The sequence below is a fragment of the Sphingobacterium olei genome (assembly GCF_005048855.1).
Lineage (GTDB): Bacteria > Bacteroidota > Bacteroidia > Sphingobacteriales > Sphingobacteriaceae > Sphingobacterium > Sphingobacterium olei.
Genome location: NZ_SUME01000002.1, coordinates 625,756 through 649,342, shown reverse-complemented (window position 1 = coordinate 649,342; position 23,587 = coordinate 625,756). Strand labels below are relative to the sequence as shown.

Sequence of the window (23,587 nt, the reverse complement as noted above, 5' to 3'; positions counted from 1 at the left end):
TTAGTAAACCCTGTTTAGAAACAAACAAAACACACACACATATGACACGAAAACTTCGTATGGGAATGGTAGGCGGAGGAAATGATGCCTTTATCGGTGCGGTACACAGAATTGCCGCTTTTATGGATGGAAAAATTGAACTTGTATGCGGTTCATTTAGTGTAAATCCGACGGTTTCCCTTGAATCGGGTAGAGATTTATTTGTTGCAGAAAATCGTATCTACGCCGACTATAAAACAATGATTGAGCAGGAAGCGCTCTTACCCGAAGGAGAAAGAATGGACTTCCTAACTATTGTGACACCTAATTTTCTGCATTTTGAACCTGCAAAATTGGCGTTAGAGAATGGATTTGATGTTGTGGTCGAAAAACCAATGACCGTATCGTTGGAAGAGGCAAAGCAACTTCAAGATATTACGATTCGGACCGGACGTACTTTATGCCTTACGCATACGTATTCAGGATATCCGATGGTAAAGCAGGCAAAGGCTATGGTAAACGGAGGACATTTCGGAAAAATTCGGAAGATCGTTGTCGAATATCCACAAGGGTGGCTTAGTCGTTTATCGGAACGCGAAGGTAATTCCGGAGCGGCCTGGAGAGCAGATCCAAAACGATCGGGAAAATCTTTGGTAATGGGAGACATTGGCACCCATGCCGCTCATTTAGCGGAGTATGTTTCCGGCTTGCGGATAACTGAATTATGTGCAGATTTAACCACGTTTGTAGAAGGGCGTCAAATGGATGACGACGGTTCTGTCTTACTCCGTTTTGATAACGGCGCTAAAGGTGTTTTGATGGCATCACAGATATCAGCAGGGGAAGAGAATGCGGTTCGCATACGTATATATGGTGAAGAAGGCGGACTCGAGTGGGCCAATGAAGATCCAAACAATTTAATTATAAAGATGTTGGATCAGCCGCGACAGATTTATCGCACGGGTAATGCATATGCAGCACCTTATACGTTAAGTTCCTTTGCCACACACAATACGCGGATTCCGGCCGGTCATCCGGAAGGACTATTGGAATCTTTCGCTAATATCTACCGAAATTTTGCATCCACTGTATCTGCAAAAAGAGATGGGCTTGAACCTAAACCAGAGGAGCTGGATTTTCCGAATGTACAGGATGGCGTACGAGGGATGGCCTTCATTGATACGGTAGTAGAAAGCAACAATAGTAACGAAAAATGGACTAAATTTGTGGTGTGATAAACATCCATTCTGTAGTCCATTATCTTCAGACAGAAACCTCTTTTCTGTCTGAAGATTTATTAATTATATTGGGCCCCACAGCCAGTGGAAAAACGAAACTAGCCGTAGCGCTAGCTCAAGTATTCGATGCTGAAATCATCAGTGCCGACTCCCGTCAGGTGTACCGAAATATGAATATTGGTACAGGTAAAGATCTGCAAGAGTATCAAGACGTTCCCTATCACCTGATCGATATCTTAAATCCCGGAGAGAAGTATAATGTAAGTTCTTTCCTGCGGGATTTTGATGAGGTTTTCCAGACCATTAGAAGCAAAGAAAAGAAGGTAATTGTCTGTGGTGGAACGGGATTTTATTTGCAGGCATTATTGGAAAGCAGACCCTATATGCACATTCCGGTTAACCCTGATCTTCGATCGAAACGATCTGACTGGTCCAAAGATGAACTCATAGCTCAGATCAAATCCAAAAACATCCCAGAGGACTATGATATCGACTTTCATTCGCATAAACGTTTAGTCCGCGCATTGGAGGTGTTATCCTGGCTTGCTGAGAATCCTGGGGAAGAGATAACTTCTACCCCTCTTTATACCGCAACAGTGATCGGACTTAATCCGCCGGTAGAAACGAGGCGAATGCGTATTTCGAAACGTTTAATTGCACGTTTGGACAACGGCATGGTCGACGAAGTGAAAACTTTACTAGCTGGAGGCGTTACACAAGAAGAGTTAGAATATTATGGATTGGAGTATAAGTATATAACGTCCTTCCTGCAAGGAAAAATGAGTTATGCAGATTTTACGCTTAAGTTAGAAACAGAAATTCATCGTTATGCCAAAAGACAGATGACCTATTTTCGAAAAATGGAAAAGGATGGGGTAAAGATTCATTGGTTCTAAATATAAAAAAAGGTTATCAACCGGGGAGATTGATAACCTTTAACTAACCAATTATTAACCTAAATTATGAGCAACAAAGATAATGTTCCACCTGGAAATAGTCAAGTTTTTAACCTATATTAACGATAATGATACAGTTTGGTTGCGAAAGAAAGAATTCCTTCCAGATGTCAAAAATACTTCATATTTCGTATCCATACGGAGCGTTATACAACATGATCAGCAATTACACTGATTGCATTTAAAGATAGCATGCTCTCGTTTTCTCATTCGCTTCAATTTTGATACATTTTAGCAAAAAGATGAACAGAATCTACAACCCTCAATGGTTTTCTTGCTTTACTTTTGATTTACAGGTAACAGATTTATAAACAACACTGCAAAATAATTTTCTCGCCAATGCAACACACGCTTAGACAGCGTGAGAAATTCTCTCGGTGGTCAGCCATTGACTTCGTTGGATAAAGATAGATTGGCGAGAAAAATTAGAGGGGTAATGCGAATCAGTAATATAGACTTATGGAAAAAAACTGAAAGATTTATTTCTCCCCGACGAATAACTCGATACGGAGGATGATGTGGCAATTAATTAAAAAAGAGAAAAGATTTCAAAATTAGATTTATGATGATAAACACATACTTACAACGACCGTGGAAAATGAGCGCGCGCGGTTTAGTTTTAGTTTTATGGACCTGCCTTGTGCCGTTCATGGTACTTGGACAGAACAGATCGATAACAGGTACTGTGACCGATGTGCAGACCGGAATGCCTTTGGAGGGAGTTGGAGTGCAGGTCCAAAACAGTTCGGCTGGAACGAGCACGGCCGCCGACGGAACGTTCTCTTTAGAGGTACCGGCAAATGCGGTACTGACGATTTCCTTTGTCGGTTATGAATCCCAGACACTAACCGTAGGGAATGACATTGATCTTCAGATAAAATTGACTGCCGGTATCGAATCCATGGAAGAGGTGGTTGTGGTGGGTTATGGTACCATGCGGAAAAAGGACCTGACCGGTTCCATTATCCAAATCCGTCCAGATCGCATCGCAAACGAAAACCCTAGAACGGTGCAGGATATCCTGCGCGGAACGCCAGGGCTTAATGTTGGTTATAGCGCGTCGGCAAAGGGCGGAGGTTCTTTGCAGATCCGCGGGCAACGTTCGGTATATACCGATGGCGATCATAATAGCCCGTTGCTCGTAGTAGACGGTATGTTTTTTTATGGTGAACTTTCCGAAATTAATCCAGATGATATCGACCAGATTGACGTGTTGAAAGATGCCTCAGCGGCAGCCGTTTATGGATCAAAAGCGGCTAACGGAGTTATCATTATTTCAACCAAAAGGGGTAAGCCCGGTAAGCCTGTTGTAAATTTCAACGCCAATTTTGGGGCTACCGGACCGAGTAATTTCCGTAAAAGATGGGCTACAGATGCGTATCTACAGCATCGACAGGATTGGCTGACAAAAAACACCTATGGAGTCAATTCCGAAACAGGTGCATATGAGGCTTATCAAACTGGCGTGTTTGCCAATCAGCCAGGCTTTTTTATGCGCCCAGATCAGTTGCCGTCAACAGTTTCGCTCGATAGTTGGCGTGCGTATAGCACTAATGATGCAGATGAGTCTGATCAAAGCATTTGGGCAAGACGCTTGGGTTTCACAGGTAATGCTCTGCAAAATTTTTTAGACGGAAAAACAGTTGACTGGACTGAAAAAACTTTTCGTACAGGCTTCGATCAAGATTATAATGCTAGTGTAAGCGGAGCAAGCGAACGATCAAACTATTATTTTTCCATGGGGTATTTAGAGAATCAAGGCGCTGTGGTCAGTGATAACTATAGGGCGATACGTGCTAATATGAAGGTAAATGCCAACGTAACCAATTGGTTCGAAATAGGAGCCAACGTTAACTTTCAAGACCGTTCGGATGGTAATGTAGAGATCGACATGGATCAGATGATGCGTAATAGTCCCTATGCCGATTATGAAGACGGCATGGGTAATCCGCTACAGTTTCCGTTGAGTTCCGAATTTAGCCAGCGTGGGTACAACTACGATTTTCAAAGGCAATATTTGGAATTGGACAAGGGCTTTACCGTATTCAATACGATCTTGCAAGCGAAAATTAAGCTGCCTTTTAATATTACGTACTCCTTTAATGCTTCACCGCGTTATCAATTTTTCCACGACCGCTATTTTATGTCGGCAGATTTACCGGGGTCTGACCCTAAAGCGCGTGGTGCCAATCGGGAATCGGCGAAACGTTTTGACTGGTCCTTAAATAATACAATCAACTGGGATTATATCTTTGCAGAGAAGCATCGGTTTAATTTAACGTTGGTGCAAGAAGCCGAACAACTTCGGTACTGGCAAGAACGCATTGAAGCACGAAACATTTTACCTTCTGATGCGTTAGGCTTTCATAATGTTGGAATGGGTAATAAAGAAGAAAGTAGTTATTCCAGTAATGATACCCACGAGACAGCTGATGCATTGATGGCGCGCCTGTTTTACAATTACGACGATCGCTATATGTTAACTGGAACAATTCGGCGTGATGGCTATTCCGCTTTTGGTTCGACTGATCCGTATGGCGTATTTCCATCCTTGGGTGCTGCTTGGACGTTTACCAACGAGGATTTTTTTAAATGGAATCATATTATGAGCTCCGGTAAGCTGCGCATTTCATACGGAAAAAATGGTAATCGATCGCTTGGTTCTCCATATTTGGCATTAGCTAATCTTTCAAGAGGAGGAGGAAAGATGCAAGGTTACCTTGACGCTTCAGGTCAGCTGCAATTGTACCGATATCTGATGATGGACAGATTAGCTAGTCCCAATTTAGAGTGGGAGAAAACTGCCGCATGGAACGTTGGATTGGATTTCGGATTTCTTAGCAACCGTATATCCGGAACATTCGAATATTATAATATGCAGAGCCACGATATGATCATGAATCAACGTATAGCAGGCTTTTCTGGATTTAAAAGTATCACGACCAACCTTGGTCTGGTAGAGAACAGTGGGGTCGAGATTGCGCTTAACACCCAAAATTTCGAGCGGGAAAATTTCCGTTGGTCTACGACCTTCGGGTTTTCATATAATAAAAATCGAATTAAACACCTGTATTATGATTATGAAGACGTGTTGGACGAAGGGGGTAACGTAACTGGAAGCAGAGAACAAGACGATATTACAAATGGGTGGTTTATCGGCCAATCCATCAATACCATCTGGAATTATCGCGTAACCGGAATATGGCAAACGCATGAAATTGAAGAAGCAGCACAATACGGACAAAAGCCAGGTGATCCTAAGGTGGCAAATAATTATAGTGCTGACGATGTAGTTAACACAGATGGTTCTGTTACGCATGTTTATAATGATCGGGATAAAGAATTCCTAGGTGAGACCGTTCCACCTTACCACTGGTCTTTACGCAATGAATTTGTCTTGTGGAAAGATCTGACCTTATCCTTTCAAATTTACTCTTATATGGGACATAAAAGTTTGTCGGGCAATTATCTCAACAACGATGATGATGGTGGACGTATGCAGTATGCTTTAGCCAATCTTCCTGCAAAAGAATACTGGACACCTGATAATCCAACAAATGAATTCGGTCGAATAGAAGCTGCGGGTCCGGTAGGAGCTGCTGGCGCGCAAAAATTGTATAACCGTTCCTTTATCCGACTGGATAATATTTCAGCGGGGTACACGCTTCCACAACGATGGACGACCATGTATAATTTAAACCGGGTCAAGGTGTTTGGAGCCGTGCGTAACACGGCGACTTGGGCACAGGAATGGATATACGGTGATCCCGAAACAGGTTCTTGGGCGTCCCGTACATTTACTATTGGTTTGAATTTAACTTTTTAGGGCATTAAAAACGACAGAGATGAAGAAGATACAACATAAATTAAATCGTATATTATATACCGTATTAATAGCAGGCACTATTTTGAACAGTAGTTGCTCACGGGATTTTTTAAATCCGGATCCACTTTCCTTCTATGAACCAGGAACTACTTTCAATTCTAAATCTGGATTAGAGGCCGTCATGGCTATTAGTGACCGTCACCTTAAGTTATATTGGATGACAGATCATAATGAAATGTTATCGCTGGGTACGGAATATATTTTTTCCGAACTGATGGTGGCTTCTGCGACCGACAAGCGAAATATGCTTGCAGATGTGGCCAATATGCTTACACCTACAAGTGATGACGGCACTCACAATAACCTAGATCGGACCAATAGCCTGTGGTACTTTTGGGACGAAACCTATAACGGTATTAGGAATGCAAATACTATTCTCCATTACGTAGACGGTGTACAGGATTTGGACGATGCGACCAAAAATCGATTTAAAGGACAAGCGTACTTTCACCGCGCATTCCGTTATCTGGCCTTAGTGTTCCAATACGGCGACGTGCCCTTGGTTACTAAATTAGTGGAGGTTCCCAAGCAGAATTACCGTACGACCAAACGGGAAGCTATTCTAAAGATGATCACGCAGGATATGGAGCTTGCTGTAGATTGGGTGCCCAACCAAAGCGAAATAGGTTTAGTTGGTATGGTTAATAAAGGTGCTTGCCGCATGTTGTTGGCAAAATGTTATTTGGCGATTGGAGAATATGCTAAAGCCAAGGAACAGTTGGATATTCTGATCAATCAGTCTGGCTATGCACTCATGCTAAATACCTTCGGTACGTTTAACGACGGTGGAGAGCCAGAGACTTGGCCTATCACCCGAAATGTGATCTGGGATTTACATCGCGCCGAGAACAAGTTGATTACAGCAAATCAAGAAGTAATTATGGGGATGCCTAATCGGGGATCGGATGCCGAATCTTTTGTAAAAATGCTGACCATGCGTATATTGTATCCTTTTGTTTTTGACAACCGAGTACAGGCAAAAGACGGTCGGCAGGCTCTGATGAACATCCGAAGGAATACCGCAGACTACAACTCACAATACGATTATATGCGGGCGTTCGGACGTGGGATAGGAACCTTTCGCCCTACGCGCTTTCACATGACCAACCTATGGCGGGTGAATGGAGTAATGGATGAAACTGACTTGCGGCATAGCTCAGAGGCGGGCAACTGGATCCGTATGGAAGATTACAAGGTAAATAATAAAGCATCCACCGAATTTGGTAAACCACTTGCGCTTTTTAACCCGGACAATGGTGCCTTGTTATGTAGCGATACGATCCGCCGTTGGTTTGATGTACCCCATTATAAACTTTTTTTGGATGATCCGGTGGCTGAAGCTAATATTGTCGGATCGGATGGACATCGAGGTGCTACAAATGGTGGGAATGCAGACTGGTATCTCTACCGTTTGGCCGAAGCGTATCTACTTCGAGCAGAAGCCAAATACTATATGAATCCTAGCGATGGAACGATCAAAGACGATTTGAATGCCGTGCGACAGCGGGCGAAATGTTCCCAGTTGTATACCGGTAACGTGACGATCGGCGACATTATGAACGAACGTGCGCGGGAGCTATATTGGGAAGAATGGCGCAATGTGGAATTGAAACGGGTATCGCTATGCTTAGCCCGTAGCGGAAGACCGGACGAATGGGGTAATACTTATTCTTTGGAAACATTTGATAAACAGAGCGGTACCGATGCAACGGGGGGAAGTTACTGGTATCAGCGTATTATTCATTATAGCATCTATAATAAAGGTCCCATCCAGATCAATGCTCCCGGCATTAGTGAACCAAACTATACTATGGATAAAAAGAATATGTACTGGCCTATTCCTAATTCAGCAATCACTGCTAACATAAATGGACGACTTGCCCAGAACTATGGCTATGATGGCTACGATCCAAGCGTACCAAAATGGGATAACTGGGAAGATGCGGTAGCAGATGAGGACACATTTTAAATAATAAAGACGGCTACTTTTTATTTAGCCCCAGTGAATAACCTGTTATTCTGTACAGGTTATTCACTGGGGTTCTTATTTCAGATAGGTTCAGTATTAAAACTGAAAGTAATCGTCGTTACCTCGGTGATGGCCTAAGCATCAATTTAGGGCAGGGTTTAATAGTGTGTGATAAGCCGAAACAAATTGTGGTCTAGTATTTGTTTATATAGCGACATAGAAGATGAGTATGAAAATGAGAAAAATTTTAGGGTTTATTCTAGTGTTCGCTATGTTGTTGAGCTTTTCCTCCTGTTACACGCATCGAAATGCGCGTGGACATGTACCTCCGGGGAAAGCAAAGAAGGTCTATGGGGATAAATCCGCAAAGCGATATGCCCCCGGACAACAGAAGAAAAAGACGAAGAAGGGCAGAGGACACCATAAGTATGACGTTTATCTGTACCGAGCGTTGTAAGATAGCAATCAGTCCTCTATACATAAAGGACTGATTACCTCTCTAAATACGTTAATGCTTAGAAAAGGCACTAAATTTTACTAAAAGTAAGTTTTGGAATAAGCTATTTTTCTTTATTTTTAGCGAAAGAGAATCGTCTTGCGATACTAAAACCCCATCTAAATTGCCCTTTGGTCCATGTGCTTGTTGTCTCGGTTATGAATTGTGACTCTTGCACCGCGGTAGCGTTAGTAAAATTTAGATGGAATATATGTCCGCCAGTTTCCAGCTCTAGACCTACACCCAAGGCATTATAGAATTTCTGTTGATTCACCTCTTCTATGTATTGTTTTTTCTCTTGATTTCTGAAGGGCAGAAAATAATCAGCAACGACAGCCATACGCTTACTTATTTTCAAGCGTCCTCCTGCTCCGATGGCAAAAACGCTATTCTGATCTCCAAAAGCTGTATAGTTGCGGTGCGTATAGGTTGGTAGAATAGCAAAGGAAAAAGATGGGCTAAACTTTCGGGCGATGATAAATTGGCTGATATAGGTTAACCGATCCCCGAATCCCCCATAACTGATTGGAGAAACTGGGTCATTTGAAGTTCCTACAGCTGCAGCCGTTGTACTCGCGAAGAAAGCAATACTAATTGGTCTCACATTATCCTGTGTTTGGTCTAGAAAGCGATATTTTACATTCATTTCATAAAGTTGAGTCGCAGCTGTAGCACCTTTTGCCCGTGCTATGCCGACTGTCACATTGTCGAATAAACCGTAATCAAAACCTATACGTATATCTGTCGAATGATCCATCCCAAAGAAATTCTTTACACCCCCTGCTCGACCGGCAAGATCTCCGAAGCGATGGTCTACACGGAAGTCCATTTCATTCTTATGAATGGTTTCGGTAGTCTTTATATTGATCAAATTACCTGATTTAAAGGTTGCCAATATTTTCTCGGAATTATTGGTTTCCAGCTCGATGAGCTTGTCCAGGTCTTCCTGTGCAAACGACAAAAGTGGCATGGTTAGAACAATGGCTGTTACGATTTTCAAATACAATAATTTCATAGTTATGATTGAGGAATTAATATTACTGAGGTTTATAGCTTGCTGATATCTCAATATTTACGACTTCGGCAATGTTTCTACCTACAATAGAGGGTATCTTAATCTTGTGGTCTGCAAGTTTAACGTTAAAGCGGCAGGTCGCAGATAGTATATTGTCTTTGACAATAATCTTAGCCTTAGTTTGATAGAGTTTGGTTACCCCATGGATGAGAAGTGTACCTGACACATCGACTACGTAGGTTCCGTTTTTATTTAACTTTTGTGGTTCATCAATTTTACCTTTGAATTCAGATAGCGGATACTTATCGCTTTCCATATAATTTTCATTAAAATGCTCCTGCATTAGTTTTTTGTCAAATTCAAACGAGGTATTTCTTACCTTAAAGACAATATCTCCGGTGCTGAGGTTCAAAGCGGAGGCAGCAGTTTTGCTAATAGCTTGTATATCTTCTAAGGGAGCATTGCTAAAGAAAGAAATCTCCGCATGCTTAGCTGTCAGCGTTTTTTGTGCGTAAACCAACATAGGTAGACAACTCGTTAGTAATATGATGTATTTTATCAATTTCCGCATATTTGTTCAATTAGTTTTCGGGTGTATTACGAGTGAACCAGGCCGCGAGTAATTCTCTTTCCTGTGATGTTAATGATCCACCCAAAGGCATGGTGCGATTTTCGAGTACGACGTTTTTTATGGTGGCAGCATTGTTTTTAACGGATGTATATCCGCTGAAAGTCCATTTTCCGCTCGCGGATGCTCCGGCCACGTGGCATGAGCTGCATTTGCTTTCAAAAAGAGTTCTTGCAAAGTTGGTATAACTTACATTTTCTACAGTTACGCTTTCAGGAGGCGGTTCTGGATTTGGTTCTGCTGCTTGGTCTTTAGAACAGCTTACTATAGCGGTGATAATCGCAATGATGGATAATACGACGATGTTCGTGCTTGTTAACGGGCGGGTGCGTCTGCATCTGTTTTTTAATTGTACTAATTTCATGTTCATTCTTTTAGTATAAACTTAATTGCTTGGGGCTATGGAGCTGTTTTCGTTTACAATCGGCCATATACCGGGTTGCGGTACGCTTACTCCTTTATTATCTCCAGTTTGGCTGTCCTGGCCAAAATAGTAGAGCGGCCATCCTTTGTAGGTAAGCTGTTTTTTACCAAATACGTCTATATTATCTATTAGTTCGTCAGCAATTATCGAAGGTAGTGCTCCGCTTATCATTTGATAAATCGGCCATATAGGATCGTTACTAAAGTCTTCTTTGGTGAATGTGTTTTTATTGAATTTATCTGGAGCAAAGGCATAAAGTGTGCGTCCACGATCGTCTGTAAAGTAAATTGTATTTCCCATTCCTTCAGACAGATCTTCTTTATAATTTTTTCCATTAGCTCCCACCAATTGGCTGTTCACAACCATTAGCATATAGTCTGGTTTTGCTACGAACCAGATTTTTTCTAATCCATCGCCATTGATGGTATTGGCACTATTGTCGCCAGTAAAGTAGTATAACGGCCAACCTTTATAGGTTGTCTGCTTAGATCCGTCGGCCCTGGTAATTTCTCCAATCTCGGCTTTGTCGACTGCCATGTCAGTACTCGTTTCGGCACTATGATATTTAGGCCACGTTGTCAAGCAGCCAGCTGTGCATGTCGAAGTGCCTTTTGCGTCGTTGGAAAAGAAGTATAGAGTTTTTCCCTTCGCATCCGTAAGGACATCCCCGAAAACAGGATCAGCTCGTAGCTGTAAACCCATTGGGTCATTCTTCAATTCGTTCTCGTCATCTGAGCACGAGATAAATGTTGAAAAGGCCATCACTAGTAGCGAGGCATAAACTGGCGTTTTTAAAAAATTAATCATATCTTTCCATGTTGAATGTTGTAACATATAGTACGGAGATGGATTACAAAAGGTTGCCACGAGGAGAAAAAAAGTTCTAAAAAAAAAAATTACTAATGCAGGCAACCTTTTGGAGTTACCTTACGTAGGTAGAGTAGAAAGGAGAATTGGTGAAATCCATTACGCAGATTAATTCCATCAAAAATATTATTAAGGGTTGTATAAAGGAAGACCGTAGATCTCAAAAAGAGCTCTATCGTGTTTTCTATGCATTTTCGATAGCTATCTGTACGAGATATGCCAACAATAGAGAAGATGCTGCCAGTATAATGAACGAGGGTTTCTATAAAATCTTTACACAAATCAAGAAATTTGATATCAGTAAACCAATGGAGCCCTGGATTAGAAAAATTATGACCAATACCGCGATAGATTTTTATCGACACAATCTTAAGTTTGCGTATACATCAGATATAAGCGATTATGAACATCTCGGAGATCGTTACGAGCAGATATATGCTAAATTGCACTATGATGATCTGATACTCATGATTCATGCTCTTAGCCCTTCCTATCGAGCAGTTTTCAACCTTTATGTCATTGAAGGGTATAACCACGAGGAGATTGCCGAAATGTTAAATGTTTCTATAGGCACATCAAAATCTAATTTATTTAAAGCGCGCGCCAAACTGGCTGAAATGGTCAAATTAGCGGAATTAGGGACAAATGAAAAAAAAATGAATGTGGAGGAGTAATGGAGAAAGAAAGAAAGAATATTGATGAGTTATTTCGAGAAGGATTGCAGCGTCCATTAATACCCTTTGATGAGATGCATTGGCAAGCGATGGAGCAGAAGTTGGAGCGGAAGAGACGTCTACGAAAGACCAGAGTAGTGAGTATATTTGTTGCCATGACTGCAGCCTCAATAGCTGTATTTTTGTTATTGCATATTGACAAACCCGCGCCTATCCGCTCAAATGTTGTATTAAGCAAACCAGAATATCTTGCAGATACAGCAGTTGTATCCAAGAATGCCAAAGTAGAAGACAGGCATAGGATAGATGAAGTCGTTAAGAACAGAGGAAATGTAGGACAAAAAGAGAACAGTCAGGGGCTTGACAATAAAAGCAGACTAAGTGCGGCAAGCGAAGGACAGTATTTTGGGCGTGGGGAAATACAGGAGCTAACTTTGGCGTATAGACTTTCAGCAGCTTCATTAGACTTAAAGCTCGCGCCTGCCGCTTCACCGAGAGAAATAAAGATGCAAATCATGGAGGATACACTCTTTGTGTTCGAAGAGCAAGACCAACGATCTAATTCTACCAAGCAATTGATTAAAGAGAGCCCTTTTAAACAAAAGGGTACATTGAGTGCATTAGCTGCTCCAGATTTGTCTAATGTCCGTGGTGCGGGTCAGTATTCATTGAGTCAAAACGTCGGTCTGCTTTATACCCATTCTTTAAGTAAGAAGATTAGTATTTCGACAGGAATCCTTTATGCGAAGAAAAACTATAAATCTTCATATAGTTTCTATAAGCCAAAGTCAATAGCTGAAGGTATTCAGCTTCCTTCTGATGTAGATGCCTCTTGTGATGTGATCGATATCCCCCTATTGGTTAATTTTAATGTAGCAAATCTTAAAAAGACGAAAGTGACCTTGAGCGCCGGTCTTTCAAGTTACTTTATGTTGAGGGAAAATTACCGTTTTTCATATGACGAACAGCCTAGTTATTCTAGTAGTACGTTGTACAATAACTACGAAGTACGCGGGGAGAACAAACACATAATGGGGGTAGCCGACGTTGCAATATCTTTTGATCGTCAGATAAATGATAAAGTCAATATCGGCATAAGACCTTTTGTGAAATTACCTTTGACCGGGATAGGCTATGGACGGACACGTTTAGAATCAAAAGGCGTTGCTATAACCGTCGGATTGAATATTTTCGGTCGATAATGAATTAAAGTTTTTCTAATCTTTTATTTGAGTAAGGCGCAAGGAAATGTAGGTCTGATGTGCTTCCTTTATACGGATGTTAAAGAGATAAAATTACATAAGTTGTTTTCACTCACTTATATACCGCATTCGCTCGATGAAAGCCACACTCTGCTCATTAACCTGATATTTTCGGATTTTATGTGTTTGTTTTGATGTAACAAGCCCTATGAAAAGTAATGTACATAGTGGCAATATACTATTTGTTATGAACACTAAAAGCCTGATTAAGATTGTCCCGATGGTTATACGCATTGGAAGCTATTCATTAAGTTGTACAAAAGGAGGTGTGGCAGTTCCCCGGGACGAACGAAGTGGGTGGGGAGATGGTGGATTTTCCGCTAATGCCATTGTTAATTGGCACGATTACAGGAGTGTAAAAGCGGCATTCGGTGTCGCCGACTAATTTAGTTTGAAAAAATCCCCTTGCCATGAAATTCTCCCTTTGGCTTTGTCTGTTGGTAGCGTTGATAGTTAAGACCTCGACTACACTTGCCCAAGACTTATCGAACCTTCAAGCCCAGAAGCCCATCGGGTTCAATGGCACTCTCGAACTTCGGGGTATCTATTACAATGCCAGCGGCATTGCCAATCGGCGTGATCCTTTTACCTATTTGCTGAGTGGAAGCCCTACGGTGAGTCTTTACGGATGGAGTGTGCCCTTCAGTTTTACACTGAGCAAAGATGACCGTGCGTTTAGGCAGCCTTTCAACCAATTTGGGATGAGTCCTACCTACAAATGGATCACCTTGCATGCCGGGTATCGAAACGTGACTTTCTCTCCCTTTACCTTGGCAGGCCATACGATGCTCGGTGGGGGATTCGAGATCAACCCCGGCAAATTGCGGGTTGGATTCATGTACGGGCGACTCAATCGAGCTACTGTTATAGACACAACTACGCAATCATTAGTGCCGTTTTCCTTTAGCCGTAAGGGAATGGCTGCCAAGCTGGGGTATGGAACCTCCACTAACCATTTTGACTTGAACTTCCTGCATGCCAAGGACGATAGTACTTCCCGGCCGGATGTCCGGTTACCCGACAGTTCGAATGTACTGGCCGCGGCCAATACGGTGTTGGGTTATAGCATGAAGTTTACGTTATTCAAGAAATTCTCTATAGAAAGCGATGGTGCGGCAAGTATCTACACCCGCGACATAAATTCACCGATTACATTCGATTCCATAGCCGACCCCACGCTTCAGCGAATGAAAGGGCTCCTGGACATCAACGGTACAACGGAATGGTTTCTGGCATTTAATGCGGGCATCGGCTACCGGGAGAAAAACTACGGTATAAAGGTAAACTACAGGCGTATAGAGCCTGATTTTAAGACTATGGGTGCCTATTTTTTCGCCAATGATGTGGAAAATTTGACGATCAACCCCAATTTCTCACTGCCTAATGGGAAGCTACGCGTAAATGCAAGCCTAGGAATACAACAGGATAACGTGAATTTACAAAAGCAAGCCACCAATAAACGGATTATCGGTTCGGGTGTGATCGGTGCGGAAATTACCGATAAGCTGGGTGTAGATATCAACTATAGTAATTTCTCTAATAACCAGCGGCCGAATACGCTGCGGTTCGCCGATTCATTGAAGATCGTGCAAACTACCCAGACACTGAATATCATGCCACGGTACACGATTATTGGGGAGCGAATGACCCATATGGTCATGCTCTCTGTAAACCTAAGCGGTATGAAAGATTACAATAGTTACTTTGAGCAGGAGGCCAACAACCGGGACATTAATACCAGCCAATACCTGCTGAACTATAGTGTGAGTTTCCCTTCCAAACTATTGAGCGTGTTCGCAAGTCTTAGCCACACCGCGATGGAAGGCGCAGGCACGGAAACGAGTTACAGCGGGGTGACCTTGGGAGGCAACTATAGTATGGCGAAGCAAAAGCTACAGACCGGCCTCAATGGCAGCGTGATGCAAGGCAATACGTCGTCAGGCAAAAGTATGATTATCAATGGATCGATGAATCTTAACTATCGAGTCAATAATTGGCAATCTATACGTGCCTCGTTCTTTTTGACCAACAATAATCCAGGGAGTGTGATTACGGGTGTGAATCCTACATTTACCGAGACACGTGGTGAGTTGGCCTATCAAATCAACTTCGGATTATGAAAAACTTACGATTGATATTACTTCCTATTAGTTTGATCCTGTTGTTTTTGACGGCGTATGACGTCGAGGCGCAGGTCAATGTAAACATCAGGGTGTTACCGCCTTACCAAAGCCGGATCACCGAGTATGCCTCCCGGCCAGATCTAATGCTGCTCACGCTCACCAATACATCCACCACGCCACGCCGTGTGCAACTATCTGCATCCATAAGCGGCGACAACGGAGTGGGAGCTTGGGTGAGGCCGGGTTATCGCAGCCCACAAGCTATCGTACTGGCTCCGGGACAAGTGCTGAACCTCAATGGGACGGACATTGCCTTTTTATTTGACCATAACCAGATCCAGTATACCGGCATCAGTCAAGCGGATTTCACAAGGGGTGTGGGTTTGTTGGAGGGAACTTATCAATTATGTGTGAAGGCGCTGGACTATGATACGCACAATCTATTGAGTCCAGAAGAGCCTATCGGCTGCACGCAGCTGGTAATCAGCAGTGTGGAACCACCCACGATCATCTCGCCTTTCAACGAGCAAGAATTGCGCGCCGATGGTCCGCAAGCGTTTCCCATCACATGGAGCACACCGCCGGGCGCATCGCCGATGACGCAATATAAAGTGAAGTTGGTGGAAATGATTGTGCCCAGGAACCCAAACGACGCCATGCAATCATCTACTACACCTCCCTTTTTTGAGGAAACGGTCAACATGAACATGTTGTTGTATGGCCCACAATACCCACAACTCACTCCGGGAAGGCAATATGCGTTGATGGTGCAGGCCATCGACCCCTTTGGCACAATCAGTTTCCGCAACCAAGGGATGAGCGAGGTGGTGCTATTTACGTATGGTGCTACGCAGGCGGAGCCGGCGGGTCCCATCGTTGTCTATCAGGGAGACACCTTGCGTAAAGATACCACGCGTATCCGCGGGCGGCTCCGGTATCGCTTTGCGGGTGATGCCGAGGGGCGCACATTCGCCGTGGCCCACGAACGGGTATACCTGAAAAAGGTGTTTGCCCGGCAGGAAATGGACGACGACGGTGTAGCGCGGTTTGTGCCGCTATCACCCCGTGAGTCTTTAGCCATCGACGACCAATCGGCCATGCTCGACGGTGTGGCCGTGGAAACCGATGAAGATGGAAACTTTACACTGACCTGCCTGATGTCGGCATTGGATAGCGCGGGGGTCGTCCCTGACGGAAAGCGGGATTGGTTTACCGGCGGACAAGCAACGAAATCACGGGTTTCCGGATTCGGGAATTTCGGTCAGGTACCTGACAACCTGGTGCTGATGTATCAGTTGGTGACAACCAATCCGCATTATAAACCGTACGGAGAATACCTGGCCATCACCCCCGGCGGTACCCGTGATCTGGCGGACGTGGTGGTAGCTGCCAACAGCTATACGTTGAGCGTAAATGTGCAGGAGGTGTTCAACCAACTCCGTGGCGATTACGTAGCGGGGGCTAAAATCCGGATTTACCGGAATATGGCCGACAAGAACGACAAGCGGCTCGGTATCCCGAAATACGAAGGCGACCTGTTGGACGATGCACGCTTGGATCAAGCCACCCGTGCCGATAAGGTGCTGATCGCTGAGCGTACGACGCCCAGTCCTTCAGGTTCGGCCGATCCGGAAGCGTTCCGGGTCAATTTCGAACGGCTATTCAGGAACTTGGATGCCGAGCCGTACCGATACCGGGTCAGCCTCGAAAATGGCAACATGGTACTGATGGAAACTTCGCTCGAACAGCTGCAAATGGCGCTAGGTGGTTCGCCGTTGGGCGACCGCATCGCGAAGCAGGGAAAATCCGACGGAAAGGAAACGGCTAAGGCAATCGATACAAAAGGTCTCGTTGCACTTTTCGGAACTGGGGCGGCCAAACCGGCTCCTAGCAATCCCAAGGGCGAATCTCCTCAAGCGCAGACATCGGACGGCCAGGCAGAAGCCCGTGTTGCGAACGCAACACTCAAGCCCAGCACGAATAGGAGTGGCTGGCTGAGTTATCGGTATAACGACGAGCCGGATACGGCCAGGCTGACGCTCGATAAAAACCTGGTGACACCGCCAAGGACCAAGCTGACCGGCAAATTGCAGTATGCCTATAAAACCGACCGCAGCATGCCCGCTACCCCATATGCGAATATGCCCGTTAAGTTGGTGGTTTTCTACCTGATGGATGAGAACGGGTCGTCGACGCCTGATAAGAGGGGCCGTGAGGTGACCAGCCGGACATTACAGGCAGTTACCGCCAAAGTGGGCGCCGTGGCGTCAAATTCGTTCTATTCAACCGCCGCTATGCGGTATGCCAATCAAGATTTGGTAGGCCCACAGGCCAGCGCGTCGGGAAGCATAAGCGGCGCCAAACTGTTTGTCCCTGGAATCAGCGCGGAGGTGGGGGCTACAGCCATCGGTTCGAGTTCGGTTGTCCAAGGCGTGTTGAACGGCGAGCTTCAAGCAGGGAGTGAGGACGGGTATGAGCGGTTGCGTGGTGATGGTATTGAGGTGGGCGGCAAAACCATCCAGGACAATATGCAGGTGCTACAGACGGTGTATACGGATGCAGAAGGGCGCTTCACCTTCGATTTTCCCAACGGCGAATTTACGGGGGCCGAGCTGGATGGGTCGGTGGCTACGCCTGTGCCGGACCAGACAGGCTTGCGGGCGTACGGAAAGGTAAAGCGGGTGTACCGCGTCGTCCCCGACGTACGGTACTATTGCGCGCCGGATGAGAACATTGTCGTACAGCCTTGGGAGGATGCCGACTGCGGTACACTCACTTCATTCGTGCAAACGGTGAATATCGATGTGCATGTCGAAAAGATCGGCAGACTGGATAAACCGGATATCCTCGGTGCTTTTGCCAACGTGCCGGTAAACCTGTATAAGCCCGCCTATAGCTCCACCCGGAAATATTGGCCCGTGATGCAGGGTATCGACATCAACAGGGAAGTGAATCCGTTCAATAGTGGAGGGAACATGATGCTGGCCGGCACTGTAACGATGGCGACCGGTAGTATGGCCAATACGGGCAATGCGGCTAATCCGGGCAATTCAAATGCGCTCAACAACGCGTTCCAAACCGCGAGGTTTACGCCCAACTACAATGCAACTTACAGCGGAGCCAGCTTGGTCGCGTTTAGTGGCAGACAGACGGACGGTAAACCGGCCGCTGCAAATGTCCTGGCTATGCGGCCCCAATATGGCGTACTACAGTCTGCGGCGCCGTCGGTGTCCTCGCCCGTGTTGACGAATTTCCAAACCTATGTATTGTATCGGCAGGGGGCCAGTGACGAAAACGGGAATATACGGTTTGAAAACGTGCCCAAGTCGCTGCCAATCACCCAAGACATGATTATGCTGGAAGCCGATGGCCGCGACCGGCTTACCGCTGCCGCTTTTGAGACGGCCTACCTCGATTTTCCGGCCACGAAGAATATCCCTACGCGGCGGGAAGTGGAAAATCCCGGAATTGACATGGATAATAAAGGGATTATCCGAACGGATGCATCCAGCTTCGTTTTCAATAGCGAGTTCGACCCGAGTGTTAATCAATCGGTTTACTTCCGCGTACTGGCCAAGCCCACCGAAGTTCGTGGACGGATTACGGATGATTTTACGACGTTAGGCATCAAAGGCGTCAAGCTCCATGTGAGCATCAGCTTCGGCGTGAACAATAATGCATACTACCTCTCTGAATTTACGGAAACGAATGCTGATGGGTATTATGATTTCTCGTCGAAAATAAAGGATTTCCTGATCAATGCTGGCAACGATGGTGTGGAAAAAACCGGAGAGACAGGCTACCTCTATGTGCGTGTAATTTCGGCGCCGGGATATGAAGTGCCGGCCGAGCCCTACGGTGTGCAGATCGCTCCGGGAGTAACCGGAAAGCGCGAAGATTATACCACCGCGCTGAAGCCGCTTGGGCGGAATGCCTTCGGCTACGTGGTGGACGCCGAGAACCCAGCCAAGGGCGTAACCGCTCGGGTGAAAATCAAAGACCGCGGCCGTTGGGTAGACACCTATGCCTACACCGGAAAAAAGGATGAGCCCGCAAAAGAAAAGAATTACATGGAGTACAATGGATACTACGCGAGTTCATTTGACGCTGTGGTGCAGTCGAATATCCAACTAGCCACCCAAAGTGGCAATCAGTCTGTATCGCGACCGTTGGGCAACGCCGGCATGTTGGTGACCGCCTTGGTAAACAATAAACCTCAAACCACCTTCAAAGCCAGCTCCGCAGCCAGTGTTTCACCGATTGTCCAGGCAGCCATGGCCCGGTCGGAAGAATCGGGAAGCAATATTCAGGTGATGGGGGCTATACGGGAAATGCAGGTGGGCCCTTCAGTAGGCGTCACCGCACTCAACCGGGTGACCGACCTACAGCGGTTTGACATCGACCTACCGGCAAGACCCGATTCGATCATGATCTTGCCCTATGATCCCGCCTACATCGGCGTAACCGTGGCAGTGAATCCGGACGGTCCGGACGCGTATCTCGGCGATTTCAAATTGCAGCGGAGGGAGCACCGCGTCGAGATCCTGGTGAAAACAACAACCGGGGGAGTGGTGACCAATGCGAACGTAGAAATAGAAGGTGCGGGCGACGATAATTTCCGGAAAACGAACAGCATGGGGTTGGCATCGTTTACGTATGTAAATAACTCCATCGACAACTTTACCGTGCGGGTTAGCAACGGCGCGCAACCCCGTTCGCAGACAGGTAAAGCACGGGAAACGACCCCTGATACGGCCCCAGCGAAAGGTGCACAGCCGCAGCAAACCGGTGGACTGCGTCTGCCGGACGGAAATGTTGGCAACGCTAACGGAACAGGGAACGGGCAGCTCAACATCGTCAGCCCCACGCAGCAAAACGTACTTTTCGTGCCCCGCACGCAAAATTTTGTGAGCAACGATGACAATGTGGTACACCGGATTACGGTCGTTGTCCAACCCGCCACCGTGATGACGGGCCGTGTGGTCTTCGCCGCGGATAGCTCACCGGTAAGGGGTGCCGTGGTCTACATAGACCAAGGGCGGGGCAGCGAGTCAGACATGCGGGCGGAAACCCGTTCGGATGGTACCTACGAACTAATTGTCCCGGCACCTGCCGCCAGTGGATTATTCCCGAGTGGCAATAGCCAGCTCCCACAGGCGATTACCGCCACCTATTCGGCGCCGGGCCGCACCTATATCGGCCAAACCGTATCGTTGGCCAAGCGGGGCAAGGTGCCTCAATCTGCGCCTACTTCCGTCGATTTCGCGATACGCGAAGCGGGCGACATCGATGTCAGCAAGCTGTACGGATTCCCCGCGCGGTTGAACGATTTACGTCCGACAAGCGGCGGATACCTTGTCAGCGGTGAATTGTACGACCTGGAAGACAACCCGAATTTTGCGCTCCGGTCGGCATCGGGACCGAAAGTGCTGGCGTTTGAAAACCTCAAGGTCGGCGCTTCCACCATCACAAATGATGACGGAGTTCCGTTGGCTGTACCCACGGAAGACCACATCCAGTTTGAACAGAAACAGCTGCGGATCCGTGTGTTTAACGTATTCAACGGACAGCTGGCTGAACAGGGCAACGGTAAGTTGAAGATGACCAAGGGGCAGACAGATACTACGGGCGTACTCAATGGACAAGTACGTATTGTTGACAATTCGTTTAATTTCCCGACGAGTTACATGACCATCAGTAATTCGGATTTTTACGTCGGGAATTATGGGAATGCCAACACGGCCCAGAAGTTGACCATTCCGGTCTTCCGCACAGGTGAACCTTATCCGCTGACGAAATTTTCGATTACCGCGGGCAATGGCAGCCCAATCCGATTCAAATACCTCGGCTTCGACGGACTCACGGAGACCGCCGGCGAGCGGGAGTCTTTTGTGATGGGCGATAGCGTGAACCTGTTCATGAACCTAACCGCGCGCATACAGGGTGGGATAACCCTAGACCTCAAGGCGGGCAAGGCCGTAATCAGGCACGACCGCATGGATCCGGTGGTGACAGACAATGAGGTGCGCTTTAAGCTGGAGGAGTGGGAGGTGCACAGTACGTCATGGACGCTGTCTAATACATCGGGCGGTATCGTACTGAATAACAATACACTGTATACCGGGAAAGCCGATATCAAATTGAGCAAGATCTCAATCATCCCCGGCGAGCTTATTTTCCACAACGCTACCGGATCGGAGGCCGCAAATCTCCGCAACAACCTCACGGTGGGGGGCAAAGCGAACATCAAGCTGCATGTCAATCCCCGGGCAGACATTGCTTTTGTCTACGATCCGGATGTAGGCCGTATACCCGGACAGGGGCATTTCAAGTTTACGCTGCGGAGCGATGACGGAAAGGCGGCGCACCTGAAAGGACTTCCTGGGATGACGAATCCGAATGATCGGTTGGAGATTCAATATATGTCGCTGTTGAGCAACAACGAAGAAGTGTTCGGCTTCAGCACGGATGCGGAGGGTATCACGTTCCAAAATCAACTATCGTTCAAACCACAAAGCATCTATAGCGCGTTCGACCGGCTCGTCATTTCTGGAGCGGCTAGTCTACATATTCCCAATGTGCCAGACAACCTGTCGGCCACCATTTCCTACTATCCGGAAGGCAACGGCGCTAACCGCTTGGTGGTAAGTCCGCTGGAGTTTTCCTTTACGGGCAGCGGTGGCACCACGTTCACCACCCTGAAGCAGGAAAACGCACAACTGTTTCATGAAAAGGGCATTGGCATCGCCGGCACGATAAAGCTGCCTGGGCAGTCCACGACGCTGAAGGCAAACCTGGTGAGCATGGTCACCGGCGGCCTCAATGGGGCGGCCGACGAAGCGCGGCGGCAAACGGAGATCGTATTGGGAGCCTATCAGGAAGAAGCAGGCCGAATGGCCGCGAACCTGGTGGATGAGGTGGCCAATGATCCCGCGCTGGCCGAAGCCCGCCGGACACTCGAAGAAGCTATGGGTGGCGCAAACGACACCTATAACCAGTTGCTCCAGATGGGCGGATCCACCGCACAGGCGATGCAGGAGCTTGCCGGCAAATGGCGGCTGATCGGCGAGGGGATGGACATCGTCAACAACGGTATCGACAATAACCCCATCGGGGCCGCGATGCAGATAAACGGCATCATCAAGGGCTTCTCGGGTATCGATATTGCCGACAAGGCGAAACAAACCGCCAAAATGGTGGCCATGGAGGCGCTAAAAGGGATTCAGGACGAAATACCGGTACAGAAAATCGCCGACGGGGCAGCGGGAGGCAATGGTGGCTTCTCAGACATGAAGTTTGATTTTGACTTCGCTAATGGCCGCGTGTTCGGGTCGCTCAGCATGCCCAAGCTGGAGGCAGGTGCCGTGACGCTGACCAAGCTGGGCATAGAAATGTTGTTTGACCCCAAAGGCTGGTATTTTTACACTGGCGCCAATATCAACGTACGGGGCGTGCCGCTGATTTTCCCACTGGGCGTAGGCATGTGCGTGGGTTCCTATCCCGAGATTTCACCGGCACTGGAAGCCCGGATCACCGAAGTATCGTACGTGAAGCGCCTGCCGAATACGTATAAGGCCAACGGCATACAGGGCTTCTTCCTGACCGGGCGAAAAGACATCATCGAGGAAGTGAAATTCGAGGTGCCGGGGATCGGGATCGAAGTTGGTGCCATGGCGGGCTTGGATGCCCGTATCTATGCCAATTTCGGCGGAGCCTCGCAAGAATTGGGTATCGGGGCGATGGCATTCGGGCGCGCTTACGCCCGCATGTCGCCGGTTTCGCAACTACTCATGGGATGCGGCATTTCCGGCGAGGTCAAAGCGGAGTTGGGTGTGAAGACCACCTTTACCAACAGCCCGGCCGGTGTCACGTTCAACGCCCGGGCGTGTGGCTCGCTTAACATGAAGGCCGAGGTTACTTGTTTGCTGGTGGCAAAGAAATCGTTTGACATCGGATTCCTGGCATTGCTTGATCTTTGCGTCGGTGCGGATTGCACAAAGACCGTGAACTTCAATGCCCGCCTCTCCGATGAAAGCTGCAGTGAAAGCAATGATTTTGATTATTAATACG

General features: G+C 46.6%; 14 protein-coding genes. 10 read left to right on the top strand and 4 right to left on the bottom strand.

Annotated features, from left to right (window positions below; translation table 11 throughout):
• Positions 1-41: 41 nt before the first annotated feature.
• The 5 genes from FAZ15_RS06900 (at position 42) to FAZ15_RS06880 (ending at position 8,485) form a co-directional block, all read left to right on the top strand.
• Entirely contained in the window at positions 42-1,214 is a 1,173-nt protein-coding gene (locus tag FAZ15_RS06900) for a Gfo/Idh/MocA family protein (RefSeq protein WP_136818683.1), read from the top strand.
• Entirely contained in the window at positions 1,211-2,113 is a 903-nt protein-coding gene (miaA, locus tag FAZ15_RS06895) for a tRNA (adenosine(37)-N6)-dimethylallyltransferase MiaA (protein WP_136900565.1), read from the top strand. The genes FAZ15_RS06900 and miaA overlap by 4 nt, the downstream gene beginning before the upstream one ends.
• A gap of 622 nt (positions 2,114-2,735) precedes the next feature.
• Positions 2,736-5,999 (top strand): SusC/RagA family TonB-linked outer membrane protein, encoded by a 3,264-nt coding sequence (locus FAZ15_RS06890; RefSeq protein WP_238387177.1) that lies wholly within the window; start codon positions 2,736-2,738, stop codon positions 5,997-5,999.
• 19 nt (positions 6,000-6,018) lie between these two features.
• Positions 6,019-8,028, top strand: a complete 2,010-nt coding sequence (locus FAZ15_RS06885; RefSeq protein ID WP_136900564.1) for a RagB/SusD family nutrient uptake outer membrane protein — start codon at positions 6,019-6,021, stop codon at positions 8,026-8,028.
• A 229-nt stretch (positions 8,029-8,257) separates the two neighbouring features.
• Complete coding sequence (locus FAZ15_RS06880; protein ID WP_136818686.1) at positions 8,258-8,485, top strand: hypothetical protein; 228 nt, start codon at positions 8,258-8,260, stop codon at positions 8,483-8,485.
• Positions 8,486-8,588: 103 nt separating this feature from the next.
• On the opposite strand, the gene FAZ15_RS06875 is transcribed toward FAZ15_RS06880, so the two are convergent.
• The 4 genes from FAZ15_RS06875 to FAZ15_RS06860 are packed head-to-tail and all read right to left on the bottom strand — an operon-like array spanning position 8,589 to position 11,398.
• Positions 8,589-9,539 carry a DUF5777 family beta-barrel protein gene (locus FAZ15_RS06875; protein WP_136900563.1) on the bottom strand — a complete coding sequence of 317 codons (951 nt, stop codon included), beginning with the start codon at positions 9,537-9,539 and terminating at the stop codon, positions 8,589-8,591.
• Positions 9,540-9,561: 22 nt separating this feature from the next.
• Positions 9,562-10,110, bottom strand: coding sequence for a YceI family protein (locus FAZ15_RS06870; RefSeq protein ID WP_202912337.1), 549 nt, complete (start codon positions 10,108-10,110; stop codon positions 9,562-9,564).
• Positions 10,111-10,120: 10 nt separating this feature from the next.
• Positions 10,121-10,531 (bottom strand): c-type cytochrome, encoded by a 411-nt coding sequence (locus tag FAZ15_RS06865; RefSeq protein ID WP_136900562.1) that lies wholly within the window; start codon positions 10,529-10,531, stop codon positions 10,121-10,123.
• Positions 10,532-10,552: 21 nt separating this feature from the next.
• Complete coding sequence (locus tag FAZ15_RS06860) at positions 10,553-11,398, bottom strand: hypothetical protein (protein WP_202912336.1); 846 nt, start codon at positions 11,396-11,398, stop codon at positions 10,553-10,555.
• A gap of 149 nt (positions 11,399-11,547) precedes the next feature.
• On the opposite strand from FAZ15_RS06860, the gene FAZ15_RS06855 reads away from it, so the two are divergent.
• The 5 genes from FAZ15_RS06855 (at position 11,548) to FAZ15_RS06835 (ending at position 23,583) form a co-directional block, all read left to right on the top strand.
• A complete protein-coding gene (locus FAZ15_RS06855; protein WP_238387176.1) occupies positions 11,548-12,132 on the top strand; it encodes an RNA polymerase sigma factor in 585 nt (194 codons plus the stop codon).
• Positions 12,132-13,334 (top strand): PorT family protein, encoded by a 1,203-nt coding sequence (locus FAZ15_RS06850; RefSeq protein ID WP_136900560.1) that lies wholly within the window; start codon positions 12,132-12,134, stop codon positions 13,332-13,334. The genes FAZ15_RS06855 and FAZ15_RS06850 overlap by 1 nt, the downstream gene beginning before the upstream one ends.
• Positions 13,335-13,581: 247 nt before the next feature.
• Entirely contained in the window at positions 13,582-13,779 is a 198-nt protein-coding gene (locus tag FAZ15_RS06845; RefSeq protein ID WP_136900559.1) for a hypothetical protein, read from the top strand.
• 25 nt (positions 13,780-13,804) lie between these two features.
• Positions 13,805-15,514, top strand: a complete 1,710-nt coding sequence (locus tag FAZ15_RS06840) for a hypothetical protein (RefSeq protein ID WP_136900558.1) — start codon at positions 13,805-13,807, stop codon at positions 15,512-15,514.
• Complete coding sequence (locus FAZ15_RS06835; RefSeq protein WP_136900557.1) at positions 15,511-23,583, top strand: hypothetical protein; 8,073 nt, start codon at positions 15,511-15,513, stop codon at positions 23,581-23,583. The genes FAZ15_RS06840 and FAZ15_RS06835 overlap by 4 nt, the downstream gene beginning before the upstream one ends.
• Positions 23,584-23,587 lie beyond the last annotated feature (4 nt).

What these genes read in the sequence shown, in the direction of transcription:
- FAZ15_RS06900 (WP_136818683.1), top strand. Translation starts at nt 42, where the DNA reads ATGACACGAAAACTTCGTATGGGAATGGTAGGCGGAGGAAATGATGCC.
- FAZ15_RS06890 (WP_238387177.1), top strand. Translation starts at nt 2,736, where the DNA reads ATGATGATAAACACATACTTACAACGACCGTGGAAAATGAGCGCGCGC.
- FAZ15_RS06885 (WP_136900564.1), top strand. Translation starts at nt 6,019, where the DNA reads ATGAAGAAGATACAACATAAATTAAATCGTATATTATATACCGTATTA.
- FAZ15_RS06880 (WP_136818686.1), top strand. Translation starts at nt 8,258, where the DNA reads ATGAAAATGAGAAAAATTTTAGGGTTTATTCTAGTGTTCGCTATGTTG.
- FAZ15_RS06875 (WP_136900563.1), bottom strand. Translation starts at nt 9,539, where the DNA reads ATGAAATTATTGTATTTGAAAATCGTAACAGCCATTGTTCTAACCATG.
- FAZ15_RS06870 (WP_202912337.1), bottom strand. Translation starts at nt 10,110, where the DNA reads ATGCGGAAATTGATAAAATACATCATATTACTAACGAGTTGTCTACCT.
- FAZ15_RS06865 (WP_136900562.1), bottom strand. Translation starts at nt 10,531, where the DNA reads ATGAAATTAGTACAATTAAAAAACAGATGCAGACGCACCCGCCCGTTA.
- FAZ15_RS06860 (WP_202912336.1), bottom strand. Translation starts at nt 11,398, where the DNA reads ATGATTAATTTTTTAAAAACGCCAGTTTATGCCTCGCTACTAGTGATG.
- FAZ15_RS06850 (WP_136900560.1), top strand. Translation starts at nt 12,132, where the DNA reads ATGGAGAAAGAAAGAAAGAATATTGATGAGTTATTTCGAGAAGGATTG.
- FAZ15_RS06845 (WP_136900559.1), top strand. Translation starts at nt 13,582, where the DNA reads ATGAACACTAAAAGCCTGATTAAGATTGTCCCGATGGTTATACGCATT.
- FAZ15_RS06840 (WP_136900558.1), top strand. Translation starts at nt 13,805, where the DNA reads ATGAAATTCTCCCTTTGGCTTTGTCTGTTGGTAGCGTTGATAGTTAAG.
- FAZ15_RS06835 (WP_136900557.1), top strand. Translation starts at nt 15,511, where the DNA reads ATGAAAAACTTACGATTGATATTACTTCCTATTAGTTTGATCCTGTTG.